General features: G+C 44.1%; 19 protein-coding genes. All 19 read right to left on the minus strand.

Annotation, left to right across the window (positions count from 1 at the left end):
* Positions 1-61: 61 nt before the first annotated feature.
* Positions 62-880: an ADP-ribosylglycohydrolase family protein gene (locus C805_RS21985; protein WP_016216230.1), complete on the minus strand. Its 819-nt coding sequence runs from the start codon at positions 878-880 to the stop codon at positions 62-64.
* Positions 881-966: 86 nt separating this feature from the next.
* Positions 967-1,707, minus strand: a complete 741-nt coding sequence (locus C805_RS21990; RefSeq protein ID WP_016216231.1) for a hypothetical protein — start codon at positions 1,705-1,707, stop codon at positions 967-969.
* Positions 1,701-2,987: an MBL fold metallo-hydrolase gene (locus C805_RS21995; protein ID WP_016216232.1), complete on the minus strand. Its 1,287-nt coding sequence runs from the start codon at positions 2,985-2,987 to the stop codon at positions 1,701-1,703. Before C805_RS21995 ends, C805_RS21990 begins: the two co-directional genes overlap by 7 nt.
* A 193-nt stretch (positions 2,988-3,180) precedes the next feature.
* Entirely contained in the window at positions 3,181-3,723 is a 543-nt protein-coding gene (locus C805_RS22000) for a hypothetical protein (protein ID WP_016216233.1), read from the minus strand.
* A 306-nt stretch (positions 3,724-4,029) separates the two neighbouring features.
* The gene (locus C805_RS22005; RefSeq protein ID WP_016216234.1) at positions 4,030-5,136 is read right to left on the minus strand and encodes a linear amide C-N hydrolase; all 1,107 of its coding nucleotides are present in this window, start codon (positions 5,134-5,136) and stop codon (positions 4,030-4,032) included.
* 218 nt (positions 5,137-5,354) lie between these two features.
* Positions 5,355-5,597 carry a hypothetical protein gene (locus C805_RS26855; protein WP_196811096.1) on the minus strand — a complete coding sequence of 81 codons (243 nt, stop codon included), beginning with the start codon at positions 5,595-5,597 and terminating at the stop codon, positions 5,355-5,357.
* Positions 5,598-5,843: 246 nt separating this feature from the next.
* Positions 5,844-6,314, minus strand: coding sequence for a GNAT family N-acetyltransferase (locus C805_RS22010; RefSeq protein WP_016216235.1), 471 nt, complete (start codon positions 6,312-6,314; stop codon positions 5,844-5,846).
* A 76-nt stretch (positions 6,315-6,390) separates the two neighbouring features.
* A complete protein-coding gene (locus C805_RS0106625) occupies positions 6,391-6,654 on the minus strand; it encodes a YdbC family protein (protein ID WP_016216236.1) in 264 nt (87 codons plus the stop codon).
* Between the two features lie 255 nt (positions 6,655-6,909).
* Positions 6,910-7,458 carry a hypothetical protein gene (locus C805_RS22015; protein ID WP_016216237.1) on the minus strand — a complete coding sequence of 183 codons (549 nt, stop codon included), beginning with the start codon at positions 7,456-7,458 and terminating at the stop codon, positions 6,910-6,912.
* A 104-nt stretch (positions 7,459-7,562) separates the two neighbouring features.
* On the minus strand, positions 7,563-7,766 hold the full coding sequence (locus C805_RS22020) for a hypothetical protein (RefSeq protein ID WP_371197674.1): 204 nt from the start codon (positions 7,764-7,766) through the stop codon (positions 7,563-7,565).
* 565 nt (positions 7,767-8,331) lie between these two features.
* Positions 8,332-9,519 carry an elongation factor Tu gene (gene tuf / locus C805_RS22025; RefSeq protein WP_016216238.1) on the minus strand — a complete coding sequence of 396 codons (1,188 nt, stop codon included), beginning with the start codon at positions 9,517-9,519 and terminating at the stop codon, positions 8,332-8,334.
* Between the two features lie 169 nt (positions 9,520-9,688).
* Complete coding sequence (fusA, locus tag C805_RS22030) at positions 9,689-11,803, minus strand: elongation factor G (protein ID WP_016216239.1); 2,115 nt, start codon at positions 11,801-11,803, stop codon at positions 9,689-9,691.
* 21 nt (positions 11,804-11,824) lie between these two features.
* The gene (gene rpsG, locus C805_RS22035; RefSeq protein WP_016216240.1) at positions 11,825-12,295 is read right to left on the minus strand and encodes a 30S ribosomal protein S7; all 471 of its coding nucleotides are present in this window, start codon (positions 12,293-12,295) and stop codon (positions 11,825-11,827) included.
* A gap of 209 nt (positions 12,296-12,504) precedes the next feature.
* Positions 12,505-12,927: a 30S ribosomal protein S12 gene (gene rpsL, locus C805_RS22040; protein ID WP_031201683.1), complete on the minus strand. Its 423-nt coding sequence runs from the start codon at positions 12,925-12,927 to the stop codon at positions 12,505-12,507.
* A 401-nt stretch (positions 12,928-13,328) separates the two neighbouring features.
* The gene (gene rpoC, locus C805_RS22045; RefSeq protein ID WP_016216242.1) at positions 13,329-17,024 is read right to left on the minus strand and encodes a DNA-directed RNA polymerase subunit beta'; all 3,696 of its coding nucleotides are present in this window, start codon (positions 17,022-17,024) and stop codon (positions 13,329-13,331) included.
* Between the two features lie 38 nt (positions 17,025-17,062).
* Complete coding sequence (locus C805_RS22050) at positions 17,063-20,929, minus strand: DNA-directed RNA polymerase subunit beta (RefSeq protein WP_016216243.1); 3,867 nt, start codon at positions 20,927-20,929, stop codon at positions 17,063-17,065.
* Between the two features lie 387 nt (positions 20,930-21,316).
* On the minus strand, positions 21,317-22,936 hold the full coding sequence (locus C805_RS22055) for an IS1182 family transposase (protein WP_016216244.1): 1,620 nt from the start codon (positions 22,934-22,936) through the stop codon (positions 21,317-21,319).
* Between the two features lie 147 nt (positions 22,937-23,083).
* Positions 23,084-24,250 carry a DUF4179 domain-containing protein gene (locus tag C805_RS22060; RefSeq protein ID WP_016216245.1) on the minus strand — a complete coding sequence of 389 codons (1,167 nt, stop codon included), beginning with the start codon at positions 24,248-24,250 and terminating at the stop codon, positions 23,084-23,086.
* On the minus strand, positions 24,240-24,803 hold the full coding sequence (locus C805_RS22065; RefSeq protein ID WP_016216246.1) for a sigma-70 family RNA polymerase sigma factor: 564 nt from the start codon (positions 24,801-24,803) through the stop codon (positions 24,240-24,242). Before C805_RS22065 ends, C805_RS22060 begins: the two co-directional genes overlap by 11 nt.
* Between the last annotated feature and the right edge of the window lie 90 nt (positions 24,804-24,893).

The raw sequence follows: 24,893 nt of genomic DNA on the forward strand, positions 1-24,893 counted from the left end.
CCATTCGGACCATATCCTCTGATTTTCAAAAAATCAGCATCCTTTCATTTGTCCGGGATTTTCACTCTGATTTCTCCTTTCGCCCATGAACCTTTACTTCAAATGCTTCCAGAACCTGTCGCAGGTTGTGGTCAATTCTGTTCCTGCATTCCTGTTTCAAATGTTCCGGTATGCCAAAAAAGGCCTCCGCGATACTTCCCGTAATGGCCGCCAGCGTATCGGTATCACCCCCAAGAGATACCGCATTTCTTACTGCATCCTCAAAATTCACCCCTTCCAGAAAAGCGATGATAGCTTCCGGCACTGTCTCCTGACAGCTTTCCACATGATAATATGCCGGTCTGATCTGTTCCAGTGTCCGACTCAGATTATAGGAAAATTCACGGGCCGCAAATTTTTTAATCTCTTCCTTTCCCATCCCGTTTCGGGCAAGATAAATGCAGCTTGCCACTGCCTCGGCCCCTTTTATCCCTTCCTGGTGGTTATGTGTCACCGCCGCTGCCGCCGCAGATACCTCTCTTGTCCGTTCCAGTGAAGCATACAGCCATCCTGCTGCAGATACACGCATTGCAGAACCGTTGCCGTAACTTCCGTATGGCTTTGGATTCTCTTCATAAAGCCAGTCCAGAAAATGTTCCCCATATCCTGCGTCCGGATACTTTCTGCCCCACTCCTGCATTTTCCGGCAGACTTCCCCTTTTATTACTTCCACCTCAGCATTGTTCCCCACTGCCAGCAAAGCCTCCGCAACTGCCGCTGTCATCACCGTATCGTCCGTAAATCCGCAGCCATCCGAGAACAGTTCAAAATGCTTTGTCTTATCCCCTCTGTCAAACTCAAAGGGGCTTCCAATAATATCTCCCAAAATTGCACCAAACATCCGTTTCTCCTTTCACCCCATCTGTGCCAGTTCCGCAATATGCTGTAAATAAATCTTTTTCCTTCCCGTCTTAATCCCTCTCCGCTTTACTTCACCGGTTTTCCTGCACATTCCAATAGAATATCACTGACTTTTTCCCATAACTGATTTCTCTTTTCTCCCTTTTCATCATTCATCAGCCAGCTGCTAAATCCCTTATACTTAACGCCATTTCTGCAATAATCCTCCAATATCAGTTTTTTCCCTTCAGGCAATCTGTTATAATCAGTCAAAGAAATATACAAATAATCCAATTCTTTAAACCCTTCCCTGCTGAGTGACGCTGCTGACAAGGTTTCCTGATATTGTCCGAATGAGATTTTATATTTCATTCTGTCTGATGAATTTCCTTTCTTCCGGCCGGCAATCTTTTCATAAAATTTCAGGAGTTCATCCGGCCCTCTTTTCACAGCTTCTTTCATTCGCTCCTCCTGCTTATTGACATAACTGTCATTTGTTGTTTTTAATTCAACCAGAACCAGTTTTTCATTTCCCACACTGACCAGATAATCCACCTTTGCATTTCGATTATTTTCCTCAGATATTTCTTCCTCCCCCTCTTTGGGAAATAATTTTACAGGCAGCTCCTTCGTCAGCAGCCTTGCTGTGTATTGCTCCCTGTCCCAATAGTGATATTGAATCAGATCCACAATAAAATCCGATATCAGCATATCCACAATGACCTCCGCCTTGATTCCCGGCGTGCGAAAGTCACTGACTGTCCAGTTCTTTACCATATCGTAAAAACTGTAATGCTTTTTGTCCATATGTTCTTCTCTCTTTAACATAAATATTCCTCACCATCCTGAAGCACTTTCACTCTGTCCCCATAAACCTCAAATGCCTCTGTCCTGCCAAAATTCTCCGGACACTCCGTATGCATCGGCACAATAACTTCCGGATTTGTCAGGCGTATGAGCTTTTCAATTGTTTCCGCATACGCATGTCCGCCTGTATGCAAAACTTCCATTCGATAATTTCCAATAAAATTTCTTATTTTCGGATCAGCATGTTTTCCTTCCAGATATCCGGTCCATTTGGAATAGATAATCAGGGGATCGTGAAACTTCGCTGTAATTCTCTGAAACATTGGGTTACTCTCCCGTGCAAGCATGGTAAAGCCCCTTTTTTTCAAAACAGAGAAATCTGCTTTACAGCAATTCTGCTCCGCCCCAAGGCCCTCCATCTCTCCCACAATGCAGAACCGCCGGGGTTTCCCGTGTATCAGTTTCGGTCTGTACCTGGCATAATATTTCCCCTTATCCGCCATTGCCGTCAGAATCAGTTCTGCCTGATATGCATCACACACAAAGTCCATTCCCCAGGGAAGCCCATGGTAAAATTCCATAATACTGTCCAGATTCGTCGAAGACACTAAAATCACAGATTCCTTATTCGCCTGAAACAGTTCCCCTGCGCGTCTTCCCAGGTCTTCTTCTGTTTGGATCAGATTATGTTTCACTTCTTCCATGCGGGAGAGCATGGTACCTTCCGTAATCAGGACATCCACTTCTTTTATGTATGTATTCACCAGTTTTTCAAGGGTGTTCTTTGCCCCGGCAATGCCATGCTCCCGAAAATCCCCTGTAAACAGAACTTTCTTCCCATCGGCTTCAATGAGAAACATATACGCATCCAGTGCGGAATGATCCGTTACATACGGCGTTACCTTTATATCTCCAAAAATGAGCTGTTTATTCGGAAAATATGGTTGAATTCCCTGTATACGCGGCAGACCTTTTTTTATTGTGCCAGGGATGGAATCCAGCCGTTTCGTCAGGCATTCCAGCATTTTCTTTGCTGTTGCTCCAGCGTAAAGAGGGTACTCCTGGGGAATTTCCCTGTACAGCCCCATATGGTCACCATGGTAATGGCTGAACAATACGCCGTCACAGGGTTCCCCTCTGTGAAAAAGTTTTTCCAAAAGCTGCTCATCTGTTATAGCATCATCCATTTCACTGCCTGGCAGATTTGCGCCGCAGTCAATAATAATACGGTGCTGTTCCGTGCGGATTTCCGTAGCACACCCGCCAATCTGATGCGTACCGCGGTGAATTATAATCTTCATCTTTATAACCCTGTTCCCTTCCTGTTCTGTAAAATTAAATTTTTAATTTTCCGTCTTTTCCATCTCAGGTTCTTCCCGTTATTTCTTCCGTTCCACCTTCACTTTTTCCTCCGCCTCTGCTTCCCATACGCCAATTTCCCGCTCATGTGCCAGACGCAGCTTCTCAGGAATCAGGTTCGCTAAAATTTCCATGTTAAATTCTTTTCAGCTTTCCGTTTTCCCGATACACGCCGAAATCCTCACGCAGCCCATTGTCCTCCCACATAAAATAACGCCGCTGTGTATTATCATAGCTTATATCATATCCAATCCTGTTCAGCTGCTCAAAATCCCTCTGCCGCATCCTTTCACTGGCATCCGGAAACAAATCATAGTAGCACATTTTACAGGTATAAACATTTTCACTGTCCCCAAAATAATAAGAATCATCCACCATATAAAGTTGTGTCATCAAAGTTGCAATCCGCCTTAATTTAAGCAAATGTGTGCGGTATCTTCCTTCTGCACTTTCCTGAAACACCGACTTTTGCCCGGAATGTACATAGGCTCTGTCTTTTCTTGAATATCGGACACATATCAGTCCGGCGTCCGTCAGCATCCTGATGTCACGCTGTATCATTTTTCTTCCAACAGGAAGTCTGGACGTAATTTCTTCAAACGATATCTGTTCACAGCTTTTAAAAATATCATACAGCAGCAGCTGACGGTCTGTTGATGTTAATGTTTTAGCTTCCATATCCTTATCTCTCCATGCTGATTTTATTTTCTTTCAACAGACAGATACAGAGCATGACAACTGCCATGCTCTGTATTTCCTGCTGTTCTGACGGCTTCTCTCTCCTGCCCCGCCCTTTTACGTCATCTGCCTCTTATGCATATTATTTCGCTCTCTGCAAAATTTGTTCTTCTGCATAAAATGGATTTCCTCCGGGAATTGCAGTGCTTATTTTTATTATCTGGCTCTAAATTATGAAAATGTCAAAGAACTTCCAATTATTCAAGGACAGCAGCCGCACATCCGGAACTTACACTACGTCTGTCCTCAGGGTATTTGATAACTCATTTCCAGTTTTGTCGTTGTGATATTGTTTGTATCTCTGTGAATAAATAAACGAACCTCTCCCGTGGTCAGATTATAAACAACAGACCATTGTAACTTATCAACTTCTCCATCCTGCACACCAACCTTAGCAAGAAGCGATATCACATCCTTCTCATTTAATATGCCATTGTTTTCCCGTAACTCTTTTTCTACCGCATCATACCTTTCAAATTCCGTAAAGCCTTCGCCGATATTCAAATCGTTATATGCGATAAAATTAGTTGCAATCTGATAATCATTTTCTGACTCTACTACCTGAAGTTCACCATCATAAAATTCAACAATGACGGAATCTCCACTGGCATCTGCTATCAAATAATGACATTCAACATCTCCGGAAAAATAAATATTATAATTACGGAGCAGTTCAACCGCTTCTTCTACCGTTGCAGCATTATCAAGTACCAATCGGATTGCAGTCGTCGTATTCAAAGTTATTTTGTTACTGTCATAAGGCGGCTCGGCTTCAGGTACCGCTAATAATGCGATTGCCAGTCCTTTCTCATTCATGCCGTCAAATGGTAAAAACGGTGCTGCCAGGGTCAGAAATTTATCAAAAAGTGAACTATCCGGCAAAGTATTTTCTGAATATCCGGCAAAAGATAAATTTACCGTAGAAACTGACTTATATCCATCCTCTGGCTCTGTATATAATTGTAGTGATGGCGCATACAGAAAATCAAAGTTTCGCCCGTATATTACTTCCCCTTTTTCATTTTTTGTTACGAAAGCAGTACAACCATCTCCTGTAACACCAAGGTTTACAGGCATTCCTTTGAGCAGCCTTTTCGTCACAAACTTTTCAATATCTTCATCGCTGGACGCTCCCACTTCTAAAAATTCATCAAAACCATAATCGCCATAGTAGGTCATCTGATATGCACCGTAATCGTCAATCTTTTCCAATGACAAAAGTGTGCGCAATTCATTCCGAAACAGAGCAGTCACTCCAATAACCATTACAGGCAAAACTACTGCTATTCCCATAAAAAACCATTTTATAATTTTTTTAATATTTCCATGCGGTCTGCTGTCTGTATTATTCATAAACCATCCTCTCAAACCGAAAATTTCGGTTTTATCTCTCCCCTTTTCTTTATTCGGACCTGGACATACCATCGTAAGCCATAAATCACAAAAACAGCCGCCCTGTCTGATAAACTAAGCGGCAATTTCTGTTTCACTTTATATGGGGCCAACCGCCTGTTGGCAGCACCCTTTCTGTAATTATCTTAACACCATACGATAAATATGTCAAAAAATTATTACAGTTCCATATAAATCCCTGACTGCCGGTACACCTGCAACACTTCATAACCATCCATAAATCCCGAATCTTCTTTGCTCATCTCTACCACAGGAGCAACTGGTGTGATTTTCGTAAATGTTGCAGCCGATATTCCTTTTGAACTTTTAAACCATTCCTTTGAATCAGTATATTCTAAATTAAGCTCTCTGAAACTTTCTCGTGAAACATTTACAGATAATACATAGGGTGAAATTGCCATCACTACATAACCAAAACAAAGTCACACATCTGTTTTCAATAAGGAATGAATCCTGCTTTTTCAAGTACCCGGCAGGCAGCAATATTATATAGTCCGCTCCATCCTGTTCTGTGTAAGGATATGGCAATCCATCTCGAAGATTATCCTGTATTTTTCTATTAGAAAGAGCCATTGCTAAACCTTTTGCATCTGACAATTCCCATTTTCTGATTTTACATTTCATTTTATACCGCTTTTCATATACCTTCAAACCAACTGATTTTTAAGTTTTTTCTCCATAATTTCATAAACCAGTTTTACCTCATTTTCCAACTCACAAATTCCATGTCCCACAGTTTTATAACCTCTGTGCTCATATAAAAACACTGCCGAAAGTGAAGCGTCTAAAACAGCCACATCATATTTTTTTGAAATTTCAGTTTCCAGGCAATCCATAATATACGATCCAAAGCCTTGCTTCTGATAATCAGGCAGCACATATACCCCCGTAATATGATTATCATCAAAACAGCCCGTTCCGACAACCACACGGTTTTCAACTAATACACCCATATTCCCAGACGCTATACCATCTAAAATATGTTCTTCACTATGAAGTTGGCAAAAGAAATCCACTACCCCTTTGGGATAATACTTTGCATATACCGTTTTAATCGTTGTATGTAAAACATTATAAATCGCACTCACCATGTCGGAAGTGGCCGTTACATATTCCATACTTTCCTCCCAGTCTCTTTTTTAAATAATTCCGTCAGCCTTCCTGGCCGCATATAATTCATCTAAAGATGAAAAATCACAGCACCCATTTGCCCTCTTTTCCCTTTCGCACCGTCCATATTATTAAAATATATCTATTTCGTTTAATAGTTTTTATTTTAAACATTTGCTTCGGCGTAATCATAATGCCCTTACCATATCTTGTATGATCCTGATTCCATGTTCTTATATCATAAGCAGGCTCTCTGTTATTCCAGGAAATGAAATTTAATTCTTTTACCCAACCATTATCTGACTCAGACAAATTGCCTGTATGCCTGTAAACAACATAATTTTTCAAATATAAACAACCTCCTGTGCGGCCTTAAGATTATAACTTTGATTATACCATGTTCATGCTCCATTTACCACAAAAATACAAGGCACAGCAACCGCCTGAAAACAGTAATCAAACCTCTTATGATCACCTTCACAATAAAACATGTTATATTTATGTATCAATATATTGCCAGCTGTTGTCTTACCTGAACAGAGACAGCCTGACAGGAAAAACGTTTAAATTTATCATATATTCTCTCTGCAATATCTACAACTTTTATTTTATCAGGTATTCCTCTGTAATATATTTGTCTGTCCAAAGCTGTGCTTCTATATAATGCCTACCTGTTGCTTCCATAAAAGTATCAAAATTGTTACCATACTTCAGCAGTTGCTCTTTTATATCCTCCATTGTCAGTAATTTTATATTTCCGTATTTCCTGTAATCAGCTCCACTGTCCCCTATTGTGAAACTGATGTGGCAAGACAGAATATCCTGTAAACGTAATCTGGATTCTGTTCCTTTTCCAAACCAGTCAAGAAGATAATCGCTTCCTTCTATCACAAAAGAGAGTGGATGTTTTTCTTCCGGAATACCACCTGATTCAATGAATCGTGAATATAAATATTCATCCTGTTTTTTTCGTAATGCATAATAATTTTCAAAATCTGCAAATCGATAAAAAGCTGTAGTTTCCGGATGTGATTCTGCAAACGCAGAAGCCAATGCAAATGCTTCTTTTTGTGGAAGTCTCATTATATTCTTTAATGGAATACAATCTGGATAACAATAATTCACCAGAATTAGCTCATTAAATGTCTTCACCCATATCCTCCATAAAATAACGATTTATTCATCTGATTATATCACTTCCGTTCCTCATTTACCACAAAAATACAGGGCACAGCAACCGCCACGCCCCACATTTCTTATCTCTCCAACGACTTCTCACTCTTTTGTTTCTGCTCTTTCAGGTCATTTCGTTTCTCATACAGATTATTCCTCTCTTTGCAGAGTTCTTTCATGCGCTCCGGCTGCGCCCGCACTCCCTCCCGGCAATCTGGCTCTATCTTCTTACATTCCCCGGTCAGGCTACAGATTGTATTGTTGTTCTCTTTTATCTGTTCCGACAAACATACCCGGTCTATCAGCTTTTACATTTCTTTATCCGTTTCGTAAAAATCTGTATCTGCTACGATTTTAGTACACAGACGCACCCTGCTTTTTTTCCATATTTGTTATATCCTGTCAATCCCCTTTCCTGTCGGCTCATGTTAAAGATACGTTTTGGGCGTTTACTTGCTTTTTCTGCCCATTCCATTGCCTTTAACTGTCTAATTCGACTGCACCTGCTCTCTCTGCCGGAATCACGCTCCAAATGTCCCAAATCAACTGCTTTTTCCTGCAATCGGTCCGTGCTTTATCCTCTGTCAGTGTTTCCGCCTGCTGTTTCAGAATATGGATTCCCTGCTTCACTGAATGAGAGCCGGAAAAGTTTTGAATTCTGCTTTACGCCAAAGGATATGTTTGATATCTGGAAAAACAGAGCTATTTTAGAACCGCAGGCTTTTTCAATGAAATCCCAGCAGGTGGCTTTCCTTTTATTTGCTGTTATTTTCAGGCATTAAGAAACCGCAACCCCTTGATTTCTCAAAGGATTGCGGTGCTTATTTTACTTATTTAACTCTGATTTAAAGATTATTCTACGATAGTAGCAACACGGCCTGAACCTACAGTTCTGCCACCTTCGCGGATAGCGAATGTAAGACCCTGCTCCATAGCGATCGGATGAATCAGCTCAATGCTCATCTCTACGTTATCACCAGGCATGCACATTTCTGTACCTTCCGGCAGGTTGCAAACGCCTGTAACGTCAGTTGTTCTGAAATAGAACTGAGGTCTGTAGTTGTTGAAGAATGGAGTATGACGTCCACCTTCATCTTTTGTCAGAACGTAAACCTGAGCAGTAAATTTGGTATGGCATGTTACTGTACCAGGTTTTGCAAGAACCTGTCCTCTTTCGATTTCAGTTCTCTGGATACCACGAAGCAGTGCACCGATGTTATCACCAGCCTGAGCTTCGTCTAACAGTTTACGGAACATTTCGATACCGGTTACAACGGTTTTCTTGGTTTCTTCTTTGATACCAACGATTTCAACTTCTTCGTTTACATGCAGAACACCACGCTCTACTCTACCGGTAGCAACAGTTCCACGACCTGTAATTGTGAAGATATCCTCGATAGGCATCAGGAACGGCTGATCTGTTGCACGCTGAGGATCCGGAATATGCTCGTCAACTGCTGCCATCAGTTCCATAACTTTGTCGCCCCATTCTCCACTCGGATCTTCCAGAGCTTTCAGAGCGGAACCTTTGATAATCGGGCAGTCTGTGAATTCATACTCTTCCAGAATTTCAGTAATTTCCATTTCTACCAGTTCAAGCAGCTCTTCATCATCAACCATGTCGCATTTGTTCATGAATACAACGATGTAAGGTACGCCTACCTGACGGGACAGAAGGATGTGCTCTTTTGTCTGAGCCATAACACCGTCTGTAGCAGCTACTACCAGGATAGCACCATCCATCTGTGCAGCACCGGTGATCATGTTCTTTACATAGTCAGCATGGCCTGGGCAGTCAACGTGTGCATAATGTCTGTTGTCTGTTTCATACTCAACGTGAGCGGTAGAGATAGTGATACCTCTTTCTCTTTCTTCCGGAGCTTTGTCGATGTTTTCGAAATCGGTAGCTTCGTTTCCTGCAACTCTTTCAGATAATACTTTTGTGATAGCTGCTGTTAAGGTTGTTTTACCATGGTCAACGTGACCAATGGTTCCGATATTGCAATGTGGTTTGTTTCTTTCAAATTTAGCTTTAGCCATTTTGTAACGTCCTCCTTAATTTTCTGCCCTTCTGGGCTGTCTTAATTGAATAGAAAATTATAATCAGCTATTTATGATTATATTCGATAATCACCGGATTTTCAAGTGCTTTCTATGACTTTCCATGTCTTTGCCGGCAAATTTGCTGCTCTTAGCCGGCAGAGAAAAATCAGTCTTTTGCGGTGATTACTTTTTCCTGAACACTCTTCGGTACCTGTTCGTATTTTTCAAAGAACATGGAGTAGTTTCCACGTCCCTGTGTTCTGGAACGTAAATCTGTGGAATATCCGAACATTTCAGCAAGAGGCACAAATGCGCGTACAATCTTGCCGCCGCCCAGGTCATCCATACCTTCGATACGTCCGCGACGGGAGTTGATGTCTCCGATTACATCGCCCATATATTCTTCCGGCATGGTTACTTCCACTTTCATAATAGGCTCCAGCAGTACCGGTGTTGCTTTCTTCATGGCTTCTTTGAATGCCATGGAACCGGCAATATGGAAAGCCATTTCAGAAGAGTCCACTTCATGGTAAGAACCATCGTATACGGTAGCGTGAACGCCTACAACCGGGAATCCTGCCAGAATACCGGCTTTGGTAGCTTCCTCAATACCTTCCCCGACTGCAGGGATATATTCTTTCGGAATTGCACCGCCCACAACCTCGGAATCAAATTTGAACAGTTCGTCGCCATTGGCATCCATGGGCTCAAATCTGACTTTACAGTGTCCGTACTGTCCGCGTCCACCGGACTGTTTTGCATACTTGTATTCCTGCTCAATGGGCTTGGTAAAGGTCTCTTTGTATGCAACCTGAGGTGCGCCTACGTTTGCTTCCACCTTGAATTCACGAAGGAGACGGTCAACAATGATCTCCAGATGGAGTTCACCCATACCTGCAATGATGGTCTGTCCTGTCTCTGCGTTGGTGTGTGCACGGAACGTCGGGTCTTCCTCTGCAAGTTTTGCAAGAGCCTCGCCCATCTTGCCCTGTCCTGCTTTTGTCTTGGGTTCGATTGCCAGCTCAATAACCGGTTCCGGGAACTCCATGGACTCCAGAATTACCGGATGCTGTTCATCACAGATGGTATCTCCTGTTGCGGTAAACTTAAATCCTACTGCTGCCGCAATATCACCGGAGTAAACTTTGTCTAACTCCGCTCTCTTATTGGCATGCATCTGAAGGATACGTCCCACACGCTCTTTTTTGTCTTTGGTAGCATTCAAAACATAAGAACCGGAGTTCATCGTACCGGAATATACACGGAAAAATGCCAGTTTTCCCACAAACGGGTCTGTCATAATCTTAAATGCCAGCGCTGAGAACGGTTCTTCGTCAGAAGAATGTCTTTCTACTTCATTGCCTTCCATGTCTGTTCCCTTAATTGCAGGGATATCTACCGGAGACGGCATATATTCAATTACTGCGTCCAGTAATTTCTGAACACCTTTGTTTCGGTAAGCAGTACCGCAGCATACGGGAACAGCTGCACACTCACAGGTACCTTTTCTCAAAGCTGCTTTCATGGCTTCCACAGATGGTTCTTCCCCTTCCAGGTACTCCATCATCAGGTCGTCGTCCAGTTCGCAAACTTTTTCCACCAGTTCTGTACGATACAGTTCTGCATCGTCTTTCATATCATCCGGAATATCAACAATTGAAATATCATCACCCTTGTCATCATTATAGATGTAGGCTTTCATTTCAAACAGGTCAACAATTCCCTTAAAATCATCTTCTTTGCCAATGGGCAGCTGAATGCAGATTGCATTTTTACCCAGACGTGACTTAATCTGCTCCACAGCTCCATAGAAGTCAGCTCCCAAAATGTCCATCTTGTTAATAAATGCCATTCTGGGCACGTTATAGGTATCAGCCTGACGCCATACATTTTCAGACTGGGGCTCTACTCCGCCCTTTGCGCAGAAAACGCCTACGGCACCATCTAATACACGGAGTGAACGCTCAACTTCAACTGTAAAGTCAACGTGTCCCGGAGTATCAATAATATTGATACGATGCTCTAAAGCACCTTCTTTCGGCTTACAGTTTTCCTGTAACGTCCAGTGACATGTTGTAGCGGCTGAAGTAATGGTAATACCTCTTTCCTGTTCCTGCTCCATCCAGTCCATGGTGGCAGTACCTTCATGAGTATCACCAATCTTATAATTAACACCGGTATAGTAAAGAATACGCTCTGTGGTGGTGGTTTTACCAGCATCAATATGAGCCATAATACCAATGTTTCTGGTTCTCTCTAATGGATATTCTCTTCCAGCCAAGGTCTTTTCCTCCTAAAAATGTTAAAAACGATAATGCGCAAATGCTTTGTTTGCCTCTGCCATTTTGTGCATATCTTCTTTTCTCTTTACAGATGCACCGGTATTGTTCGCCGCATCCATAATTTCATTTGCCAGTCTCTCTTCCATGGTCTTCTCGCCTCTCTTACGTGAGAAAAGAGTCAGCCAGCGGAGAGCCAGAGCCTGACGCCTGTCAGGTCTTACCTCAATTGGCACCTGATATGTTGCACCACCGATACGTCTTGCCTTTACTTCCAGTACGGGCATAATATTGTTCATAGCCTCTTCAAATACTTCGATTGCCGGCTTGTCGGTTTTTTCTGCAACTCTGTTAAATGCTCCATATACAATTTTCTGAGCTACGCCTTTCTTACCATCCAGCATAATGTTGTTGATAAGTTTTGTAACCACTTTATTATTGTACAGTGGATCTGCTAATACGTCTCTCTTCTGAGTATGTCCTTTACGTGGCACGTCGCTTCCCTCCTTAATCATCTTTTTGATTTTCTCGATTAATTCAACGGTACTCACAGTTCTGTGTTCGTGCGGAAATCTGTCTGTGGGGAAAGCCTGCTGCTTTCCGTCTGTCTCTATGCGTCAAAAAGAATGTACGCTCTCGCGGTTTCCAACACTAACCATTGTGATACTATTGTCTGCCAGAATCATTCTGAAATTATATCAGATTATTTTTTGGCATCTTTTGGTCTCTTTGCACCATATTTGGAACGTGCCTGGCGTCTGTTTGCAACGCCTGCGGTATCCAAAGTTCCACGGATAATGTGGTATCTGGTACCCGGCAAGTCTTTTACTCTTCCGCCCCTGATCAGAACAACGCTGTGCTCCTGCAGGTTATGGCCTTCTCCCGGAATATAGCTTGTCACTTCGATTCCGTTGGAAAGACGAACTCTGGCGATTTTACGAAGAGCAGAGTTAGGTTTCTTAGGAGTTGCAGTTTTTACTGCGGTACAAACACCTCTCTTCTGGGGTGCAGAAGTATCCGTGGGGCGTTTCTTTAAGGAGTTGTATCCTTTCTGTAAAGCCGGTGCGGTAGATTTCTTTGTAGATGTCTGTCTTCCTTTTCTTACTAACTGGTTAAATGTTGGCATTCTTTTCACCTCCTGTAAATTTACATCATGCACTGCCTGCCCTTTGGCGGGCCGCATGGGCATCCCTACTGTGAAAGCCGCGCTTCCACGGTAAAAATATAAGTGCATATTCATATGCACGCTAAATCATTATATAAGGATAAAATCGCCATGTCAAGGACTTTTTCTAATTTTTCCCGGATTTTCCATTTCTATTCACAAATCTGTTTTCCTGACCTGGAAAAAGAATCCTGCTTTGCAGGATTCTCCGCCTGCGGCGGGTCGTTTCTGCGACATCATCCCTTTCCGCCGCAGTGCGATAATTATTTTTTCCTGCAGAAGAAAAAAAGCCATCCTTTCCGCTACAGCAAAAAGGATGGCTTCTGTTCTGATTTTACAGTCCAGGACAGTTTTCGCATATTTTATTCTGTTTCCAGCACTTCCAGTTCTTCCACCTCATCCAGCTCGTCAAATTCTTCCCCGAAGTCTTCTTCCTCCGGTTCATCCTCTTCCGGTACATAGCTGAAATCCAGCATTTCTTCTTCAAAATAAATACTGTCCATCTCGTTTACATCCGTAGAAAGGCGGATGTCGCGGTAACGTTTCATACCGGTTCCGGCAGGAATCAGTTTACCGATAATTACATTTTCTTTCAGGCCAATCAGCGGGTCAACCTTACCCTTGATGGCTGCCTCAGTCAATACCTTTGTGGTCTCCTGGAAGGATGCTGCGGACAGGAAAGAATTGGTGGCAAGTGAGGCCTTGGTAATTCCCAGCATCACCTGTTTGCCTTCTGCCGGCTCCAGTCCTTCTTCTTCCAGACTCTCATTGGTGTCCTCATATTCCAGTATATCCACCAGGGTTCCAGGGAGGAATTCAGAATCTCCGTTGTTTTCAATGCGGATTTTTTTCAGCATCTGGCGTACAATCACCTCAATATGCTTATCGTTGATTTCCACACCCTGCAGACGGTATACACGCTGCACTTCCTGAATCATATAATCCTGTACTGCCCGAACGCCCTTGATTTTCAAAATATCATGGGGATTTACGCTTCCTTCCGTCAGCTCGTCGCCGGCTTCCAGCACTGCCCCGTCCATAATTTTGATTCTGGAACCATAGGGAATCAGGTATGCCTTGGTTTCTCCCGTTTCATCGTTAGTTACGATAATTTCACGTTTTTTCTTGGTATCCTTGATGGTGGCAACTCCTGCAAATTCGGTGATAATTGCAAGACCCTTTGGCTTACGCGCCTCAAACAGCTCCTCCACACGGGGAAGACCCTGTGTGATGTCGTTACCGGCAACGCCGCCGGTATGGAAGGTACGCATGGTAAGCTGCGTTCCCGGCTCACCGATGGACTGGGCCGCAATAATGCCCACGGATTCTCCCACCTGTACTGCCTGACCGGTAGCCATATTGGCGCCGTAGCATTTTGCACAGATACCGTTATGGGAACGGCAGGTCAGCACCGTACGGATTTTTACTCTGTCCAGAGACTCCCCTTTGTCATCCACTCCTTTGCTCATCACAAGGGCGGCACGTTTCGGGGTAATCATATGATTGGCCCTGACCAGTACGTTTCCTTCTGCATCGCAGATATCTTCACAGGCAAACCGCCCGGTAATACGCTCCTGAAGACTTTCAATTTCTTCTTTTCCGTCCATAAAGGCCTTTACATACATTCCAGGCGCTTCTTTTCCTTCGCAGCAGTCAATATCACGGATAATCAGCTCCTGCGATACGTCCACCAGACGTCTGGTCAGATAACCGGAGTCTGCGGTACGAAGCGCAGTATCGGAAAGTCCTTTCCGTGCTCCATGGGCGGACATGAAATATTCCAGTACGTCCAGTCCTTCACGGAAGTTTGATTTGATGGGCAGCTCAATAGTCCGTCCTGTGGTATCAGCCATCAGGCCTCGCATACCTGCAAGCTGTTTAATCTGTTTGTCAGAACCACGGGCTCCGGAATCTGCCATCATATAAATGTTATTGTATTTATCCAGACCATCCAGCAGCTCTTTCGTCAGGATGTCGTCTGTTTCTTTCCAGGTTTCCACAACTTCTTTATAGCGTTCTTCTTCCGTAATCAGACCGCGCTTGTAGTTCCTGGTAATCTTATCCACCGTATCCTGAGCATTCTTAATCAGGGCAGGTTTTTTCTCCGGCACCGTCATGTCGGAAATGGAAACCGTCATGGCCGCTCTGGTGGAATATTTATAACCCATGGCTTTGATATCGTCCAGCACTTCCGCTGTTCTGGTAGCACCGTGGATATTGATTACTTTTTCCAGAATCTGTTTCAGACCCTTTTTCCCCACATGGAAATCAATTTCCAGTTTCAGAACGTCCTCCGGATTGCTTCTGTCCACAAATCCCAGGTCCTGAGGAAGTATTTCATTGAAAATAAAGCGGCCCAGGGTGGACTCCACATTGCCGCTGATTTCCTCGCCTCCCGGCATAGTTCTGGTAATGCGCACTTTTATTCTGGAATGAAGGGTCAGAGCCTCGTTTTCATAGGCCAGAATCGCTTCATTTACGTTTTTGAAAAATTTTCCTTCTCCCAGTGCTCCCGGACGTTCCTGTGTCAGGTAATAAATACCAAGGACCATATCCTGAGAAGGCACTGCCACCGGGCCTCCGTCAGAAGGCTTCAGCAGGTTATTGGGAGACAGCAGCAAAAATCTGCACTCTGACTGGGCTTCCACAGACAATGGAAGATGCACAGCCATCTGGTCCCCATCGAAATCCGCGTTAAATGCCGTACATACCAGCGGATGGAGCTTAATAGCCTTACCTTCTACCAGTATGGGCTCAAATGCCTGAATTCCCAGTCTGTGAAGAGTAGGCGCACGGTTCAGCATAACCGGATGTTCTTTGATTACTTCTTCCAGAACGTCCCATACCTCTGACTGGAGACGCTCCACCATTTTTTTTGCGCTCTTAATGTTATGGGCCGTTCCGTTGCATACCAGTTCTTTCATAACAAAAGGCTTAAACAGCTCAATGGCCATTTCTTTCGGCAGGCCGCACTGGTAAATTTTCAGCTCCGGTCCCACCACGATAACGGAACGTCCGGAATAATCCACACGTTTACCCAGCAGGTTCTGACGGAACCGTCCGGATTTTCCTTTTAACATGTCAGACAGGGATTTCAGCGCACGGTTTCCGGGCCCGGTCACCGGACGTCCTCTCCTGCCGTTATCAATTAAGGCGTCTACTGCTTCCTGCAGCATACGTTTTTCATTTCTCACAATAATATCCGGTGCGCCCAGCTCCAGCAGCCTGCGCAGACGGTTGTTCCGGTTGATAATCCGGCGGTACAGATCGTTTAAGTCGGAGGTTGCAAATCTTCCTCCATCCAGCTGTACCATGGGGCGTAAATCCGGCGGAATCACAGGAATCACATCCATAATCATCCACTCCGGCCGGTTTCCCGATCCCCGGAAAGCCTCCACAACCTCCAGACGTTTGATAATTCTGGCACGTTTCTGGCCCGTGGCGTCTTTTAAAGCTGTCTTTAATTCCACCGCATCTTTTTCCAGGTCAATGGCTTCCAGCAGTTCTTTGATGGATTCCGCGCCCATGCCTACCCGGAAATCACTGCCGTATTTTTCTCTTGCTTCCTGGTATTCTGCTTCCGACAATACCTGTTTGTACTGCAAATCACTGGTGCCTTTGTCCAGTACAATATAGGAGGCAAAATACAGCACCTTTTCCAGAGTCCTGGGTGATAAATCCAGAATCAGTCCCATTCTGCTGGGGATTCCCTTAAAATACCAGATATGGGAAACGGGAGCTGCCAGCTCGATATGCCCCATGCGTTCCCTGCGGACGCTTGCCTTGGTAATTTCCACACCGCAGCGGTCGCAGACTACGCCTTTATAACGGATTTTCTTATACTTTCCGCAGTGGCATTCCCAGTCCTTGCTGGGTCCGAAAATCTTTTCGCAGAACAGTCCGTCCTTTTCCGGTTTCAGGGTTCTATAGTTAATGGTTTCGGGTTTTTTTACTTCTCCGCGGGACCATTCTCTTATTTTTTCAGGTGATGCCAGTCCAATCTTGATGGCGTCAAAGGTAATTGGCTGGTATTTTTCTTTATTCATTGTTTCCGGCATATGTGATTCTCCCTTCCTCATTTCTGCAGGATATTTGACTAATCATCCAGAACACTGTCAAAGTCAGCGAAATCGTCCTCCAGTTCCAACGCTTCTTCTTCCTCTTCTTCGATATCCACCAGTTCTTCGTCTTCGCTGAATTCCTGCTTGCTGAAGCCCATGGCTCCGAAGGATTCTTCCTCTTCAAAGGCAAAATTGCGGTCTCCTGTGATAATGGAATTCAAATCCGTATTGCCGTACTCGCTGGTTTCCATCAGCTCCACTTCTTCTCTGTTTTCGTCCAGAACTTTTACGTCCAGGCCCAGAGACTGCAGCTCTTTCAAAAGTACCTTAAAGGATTCCGGAATTCCCGGTTCGGGAATATTATCACCCTTGATTATCGCTTCGTAAGTTTTCACACGTCCGATTACGTCATCAGATTTTACCGTAAGGATTTCCTGCAGAGTATAGGATGCGCCGTATGCCTCCAGAGCCCATACCTCCATCTCACCGAAACGCTGTCCTCCGAACTGGGCTTTTCCTCCCAGCGGCTGCTGAGTTACCAGTGAATATGGTCCGGTGGAACGGGCATGAATCTTGTCGTCTACCAGATGGTGGAGTTTCAGATAATGCATGTGCCCGATGGTTACGGGGCTGTCAAAATATTCTCCCGTTCTTCCGTCACGGAGCCTTACTTTTCCGTCACGGGAAAGGGGCACGCCCTTCCACACTTCCCGATGTCCCCGGTTTTCATAGAGATATTCCATAACTTCCGGCAGGAGTTCTGCTTTATACTTTGTCTCAAAATCTTCCCAGGACAGATTGACATAATCATTTGCCAGGTCCAGGGTATCCATAATGTCATCTTCTCTTGCTCCGTCAAATACCGGAGTCGCAATATTAAATCCAAGGGCTTTTGCCGCAAGGCTTAAATGGATTTCCAGCACCTGCCCGATATTCATACGGGAAGGCACGCCCAGAGGATTCAGCACAATATCAAGAGGCCGGCCATTGGGCAGGAAAGGCATATCTTCCACCGGAAGTACACGGGAAACCACACCCTTGTTTCCATGACGTCCCGCCATCTTGTCGCCCACGGAAATCTTACGTTTCTGAGCAATGTAAATGCGGACTGCCTGATTTACGCCAGGGGATAATTCATCTCCGTTTTCTCTGGTAAATACTTTGGCGTCTACCACGATACCGTATTCTCCATGGGGTACTTTCAGGGATGTGTCTCTGACCTCCCTTGCCTTTTCACCGAAAATTGCCCGCAGAAGACGTTCTTCTGCTGTCAGCTCTGTCTCTCCCTTGGGAGTTACTTTGCCCACCAGAATATCTCCGGCGCGGACTTCCGCCCCAATACGGATAATTCCCCGTTCATCCAGATCTTTCAGTGCGTCGTCACCCACACCGGGCACGTCTCTGGTAATTTCTTCCGGTCCCAGTTTGGTATCGCGGGCTTCCGCCTCATATTCTTCAATGTGCACGGAAGTATAAACATCTTCCTGCACCAGCCGTTCACTTAATAAAACCGCATCTTCGTAATTATAACCCTCCCAGGTCATAAATCCAATCAGAGGATTTTTCCCCAGTGCCAGCTCTCCGTTGGAAGTGGAGGGACCGTCTGCAATTACCTGCCCTGCTTCTACTCTGTCGCCTTTAAATACAATGGGCCTCTGGTTGTAGCAGTTGGACTGGTTGCTTCGGGAAAATTTGGTCAGTTTATATACTTCCCGTCTGCCTTCCTCGGTACGGATGGTAATCTCATTGGAAACAGAGCGTTCCACCACGCCGGAATGCTTCGCAACCACGCAGACTCCGGAGTCCACGGCCGCTTTTGTCTCCATCCCGGTTCCTACCGCCGGGGCTTCTGTGGTCAGAAGGGGAACCGCCTGACGCTGCATGTTGGATCCCATCAGCGCACGGTTGGCATCGTCGTTTTCCAGGAAAGGAATCAGTGCGGTTGCCACGGAAAATACCATTTTCGGGGAAACGTCCATGTAATCAAACATGGTTTTTTCATACTCCTGTGTCTCTTCCCGGTAACGTCCGGACACGGAATTTCTCACAAAATGTCCGTCTTTGTCCAGCGCTTCGTTAGCCTGGGCCACATGGTAATTGTCCTCTTCGTCTGCTGTCATATAGACAACTTCGTCCGTAACCCGCGGATTTTTGGGATCGGATTTATCTATTTTACGATAGGGCGCTTCCACAAACCCGTAATCGTTGATTCTCGCATAAGTTGCAAGAGAGTTAATCAGACCGATATTAGGTCCTTCAGGGGTCTCAATGGGGCACATTCTTCCATAATGGGAATAATGCACGTCACGCACTTCGAATCCGGCCCGGTCTCTGGACAGACCTCCGGGTCCCAGTGCGGAAAGACGTCTCTTGTGGGTCAGCTCACCCAGAGGATTATTCTGGTCCATAAACTGGGACAGCTGGGAAGAACCGAAAAATTCTTTTACCGCAGCAGTCACCGGTTTGATGTTAATCAGGCTCTGAGGAGAAATTCCCTCCAGATCCTGGGTTGTCATACGTTCCCGAACCACACGTTCCATTCGTGAAAGTCCGATACGATACTGGTTCTGCAGCAGTTCTCCCACGGCACGAATTCGACGATTGCCCAGGTGGTCAATATCGTCGTCATTTCCGAGACCGTATTCCAGATGCATGTTATAATTGATGGAGGCCAGTATGTCTTCTCTGGTGATATGTTTGGGAATCAGATCCGCCGCATCACGGTGCAGGGCATTTTTGATATCCTCCAGCGTCTCATTTTCTTCCAGAATGGTTTCCAGTACAGGATAATATACAAGCTCCGTAATACCCAGTTTTCTGGCTTCTTCTCTGTCTATATCCACATAGTTGGTCACATCCACCATCAGATTGGACAGCACTTTGATATTGCGCTCTTCTCCCTGAATCCACACATAGGGAACGGCTGCGTTCTGAATATCATCTGCCATTTCTCTGGTGACAGTAGCTCCCTGTTCTGCGATAATTTCTCCGGTGGAAACATCTACCACGTCTTCTGCAAGAACCTGTCCGTGAATACGGTTCCTGAGAGACAGTTTTTTATTGAATTTATATCTTCCTACTTTCGCAAGGTCATAACGTCTTGGGTCAAAAAACATTGCGTTAATCAGGCTCTCCGCGCTTTCCACGGTAAGAGGCTCGCCGGGACGGATTTTCTTATATAATTCCAGCAGGCCTTCCTGATAATTGGTGGCAACGTCTTTTCCAAAGCTGGCAATAATCTTGGGTTCTTCTCCAAACAGATCCAGAATTTCCTGATTGGTTCCAATTCCCAGTGCACGAATCAATACGGTAACCGGAACCTTTCTGGTTCTGTCCACGCGTACATAGAAAACATCATTGGAGTCTGTCTCGTATTCCAGCCATGCACCACGATTTGGGATTACTGTGCAGGAATATAATGTCTTACCCACTTTATCGTGTGCAATTCCATAATATATACCAGGAGAACGAACCAGCTGGCTGACGATAACACGTTCTGCTCCATTGATTACGAAAGTTCCTGTTTCTGTCATAAGTGGTAAATCGCCCATGAAGATTTCATAATCTTTGACTTCTTCAACTGCTTCTTTGTTGTAAAATCTCACTCTTACTTTTAAGGGTGCGGCATAAGTTGCATCACGTTCCTTACATTCTTCGATGGAATATTTCACATCTTTCTCACATAATGTAAAATCAACGAATTCCAGACTTAACTGCCCGCTGTAATCTGCGATGGGAGAGATATCAGCAAATACTTCTTTCAACCCTTCATTGATAAACCAGTTGTAAGAATTCTTCTGAACCTCGATCAGGTTCGGCATTTCCAATACTTCCTTTTGTCGCGAGTAACTCATACGAACGCTTTTTCCTGCTTTAATCGGACGTATTCTGTTTTTCTCCATTGACGGTTCACCTCTCGTTTTCTAATTTATTAACAGTTCCGTGCAACAACCAACAGTAATTCAGCGGTTTTCACCGCCGAATATTTCGTTTCTAAAATACGCTTCCTGTTGTTTCTCTATGATTAATTATAATAAGCACACTTTATCACAATAGTGCACCCTATATGATAGCACAACCGCCGATTTTATGTCAAGGATTATTTTGAAAAGGGGCTGTCGCTTTAATGAATGAAAACTCGTGAAGCGGCAGCATCCTTTTTGACTTTTTTATATCTATATTCACGCTATTCTATTAGAAAAGTTGTCCTGAAATAAAAAAGGACGCACTTTAACACGCCTATAAAACAAGGCGGAAAAACCTGAAAAAACTTTTTGACTTTTCAAAATTTATGCACTTTTTATAGGGAATAAATAGCTTCCTGTTCTTCCTTTTTGTATCTTATTATGAAGCTTGTTCACATTTCTTGCCATTGCAAGCAAAACACTTTCAGCAAGAACATTTGGTGTACCCCGGCTCAAATATCTTCGAAACTGCATGTCCTGTTTCAACTCGCCAAAAGAACCTTCCGCCTGGATGCTCCTGTTTGTACGGAGCAGAATCCCTTCCTCTGAGAGAATCCTCTCCAAATCCTTTTTTCGATACTTTAGAAATGTCTTTGCCACAGAAAGAACCTTATTGCGTTCTTCCATTGGCGTTTTGCAGTTATTTCCTTTGATGCAGTCCTTTTTGTAAGGGCAGCCTTTACATTCGCTACATTGATAAATACTTTTTTCGCTGACATACCCTGTTTTTGACTTTGAGCGGCGTACATATGCAAACGATAGTTTTTTCCCATTTCTGCAAGTGTAGGAATCACTCGTTTCATCATAATCCATATGTTCCATTCGTCCAATATCGTTTTTATATTTTCTCGTTTTCGATATTTCATAATTCGATGGCCTGATATATGCCAACTGCTGATTTTCATCTAAGAAAACGTAATTCTCTTCACTTTCATACCCTGCATCTGCGATGATCTTTTTATGCTTGAAGGACAGATATTCTCCGGCTTCTTTTAAAAATGGAATCAGCGTGGTGGCGTCTGTAGGTTGTGGCCCAACCGTTAGCCAGACGATGTATTCTGCATCTGCCCCATGCTGCAGGTTATATGCCGGTTTTAACTGTCCGTTGCCCATAGCATCTTCCTTCATGCGCATAAAAGTCGCATCCTGATCTGTTTTTGAAAAACTGTTTCTTTTTCCGCAGATATGCAGCTTTTGCGTATATCCTTTCAAACGCCCCAGGTAACCTTCCAGTGTTTCAATGCTCTTTTGCAGCGCAGATTTTCTCTTGCCTATTCCATGTACAAACGCAATGTTTTCCTCCTGTTTTAATGCATACAGTTTTTTGCGCAATCGTTTTACATGTTTCATTTTGACGGTATCTCCATGGACAATCCGAATCCCATAAAGCTGCTCACATTCGGCAATGAGGTCGGCGATTTTTACCAGCAGTTTTCCCTGGTTTCCTGTGACGGCCTTTTTCCAGACAAATGTATATTTATTGGCGCAAGCCTCGATTTTTGTTCCATCCATAAAAATCGTTTCCCCTGAGATTTCCCTGAGATCATAAAGAAGGTGGGACATTTCAGCGAGAATGCGTTTCGCGCATGGAGCAAAATGAATGCTACGAAACCGTGCAAAAGTGGCATGGTCAGGAACTGGCTTTCCTTCTAAAAGATACATAAAGTTAATATCCCGCTTACAGTTAAGCTCCATAGAGCGGGAGGAATAGTCACCATTCATGTATGAGTACAAAACAATCTTCAGCAGAGTTCTTGGAGAAAACGTATTTATTCTTTTGTAAGTAGAATATAAATCAGTTAAATCCATGGCCTCCACAAACTGACTCAGTAATCGCACAGAATCATCTACCGGAATGATTGTTTCTAAATTTAAGGGAAGTTTTAGTTGATATCCTTCCCCATTCAAAGTATAATTCTTGTGTAATGATATAAGGGTTTGCATACTTATATTTTACACCAACTGCCGGATTCTTTCGAGGTCTGGCAGTTATTTTTTGTATAGAAAAGGAGCTGCGCACTAATTACTTAGTGCGACAGCCCCTTTTTCATGTTTCGGTATTTATCTGCAATTCATCGGGGACCGCCTGTGTTACGGTACCTGGAATTCGATATCTGCAATCTGAATCTGGTCTTCATCCCTGGTAGTTACGTTAAATGACAAATCCTTCTGTCCGTTGTAAAGCACCATAATCTGGCTGGTGCAGGTACCGTCCTCCCGAAGGTCTGCTTTCTGATTCAGCCACTGGATATACTTCCCCTGACTGTCCTTAATTCCTATTTCCGGGTCATTGTGGGGGTCATTATAAGGCTCCTGCCTGAAATCCGGAAGTTCCACTTCTACTACAAGGCCTGCTTTTGTTTTAATACCGCGTTTTACCAGAATGCCGTTTTCTTCTTTATTAATATCAAAGGCTTCGTTTTGGGAAGTATCTACCGTAACCGGGAACCGGAGGCTCCATTCTCCGGCTGCAGTTCCGGTAGTCTTATATTCACCGTTTTCTTCCCAGGCATCCCAGAGATATCCGTCAAGCTGACGTACCGTACAGTCTACCACCAGTGTCCCCTCATCGTCCTGCGTCAGTTCAATTGGACGAGCGCTGATATCGCAGGGAGCCATCAGGTCTATCTGCTGAGCAGCCACAAAGGTTCCGTCCGGCGATTTTTCAAAGGGCCGCATGACCTCTGAGAGTTCTTCACCGTTGACTTTGATATCGTAAGGTTCCCCGGTCTTTTTCTCAACGACAATTCCGTCTGCGCTGTTTAAATCTTCACGGTCGGTCTTAAGCGTGGTAGTGTAATAAAGGACATAGCCATCACAGTACACGTCGGATACGGAAATGGTAACCCCTTCATGTTCAGCAGTCAGCACATAGCTTTCTTCCTGACGTTTGTCTACTTCTTCCTGAACTGCAACCGCATTTTCTCCGATGGTCTTATATCTCTCGGTGTCCTCCTGTTCGTATTTGTCCCCCTGAGAAGCCTCAATGAGCTTTCCAAACACGCTGCTGAATAATTCCTGTGCCTGAACCGGATTTGCCAGACCGAGCGCTCCTATGCCGATTACACAGGCAGCCGCTGTTCCTGCCGCCGCTTTCCAGGTTTTTCCTTTTTTATGATTTCTTTTTTCCATTCTTTTTACCTCCATCAAAATTCTCTGTTTATGTCTTTCTTTTTCTTTGGAGGATAATTCTGTTTCTTCATATTCACTAAAATCAGTTTCCACCTCATTCAGTAATCCATAAATATTATTTGCCATACGAGACACCCCTTTCTGCCCTGTAATGCCTGCGGATTCTGTTTTTTCCTCTGGATAAACGGTTGTAAATTACTTCTTTTTTCATTCCCGTTTCTTCACTTACCTGCTCCATGGTCTTTTCTTCCACATATAATTTCAAAAATAATTCCCGGTCCAGAGGTTTCAGACACCCCAGTATCCCTTCCATTTCCTCAGATATTTCTTTTTCCAGTATTCCGGCCAGCATACTGTCCTCCTGGGCAATGGCGGTATCTTCAATATCCACCGTCACCAGTTCCCGCTGATACTGGCGAAGGTAATCAATGGACCGGTATCTTGCAATGGCCGCCGCCCAGTTTTTGAATGAATTTTTACGTTCATCAAACTCAGAAATGTTCTGCCAGATTTTCAGGAGCACATCGTCAAAGCATTCTTCCTGCTTTTCCGGCTGGCTGAAAAGATGTTTGCGGATAATTGCCATCAAAAGCCCGCCATATTCATCGATTACATACATGAGTGCTTTTTCATTGTGCAATTGTAATTGCTGAATATAATTCTTTTCTCCAATCTTCATAAAAATTATCCTCTTTTCCAAACCTGCGCGCCGGTTTGTTTTGTCTTACACTTATTATTACGAATGGCAAAAAGGAAATCTATCAGTTCT

This window comes from Eubacterium sp. 14-2, from assembly GCF_000403845.2.
Taxonomy (GTDB): Bacteria; Bacillota; Clostridia; order Lachnospirales; family Lachnospiraceae; genus Petralouisia.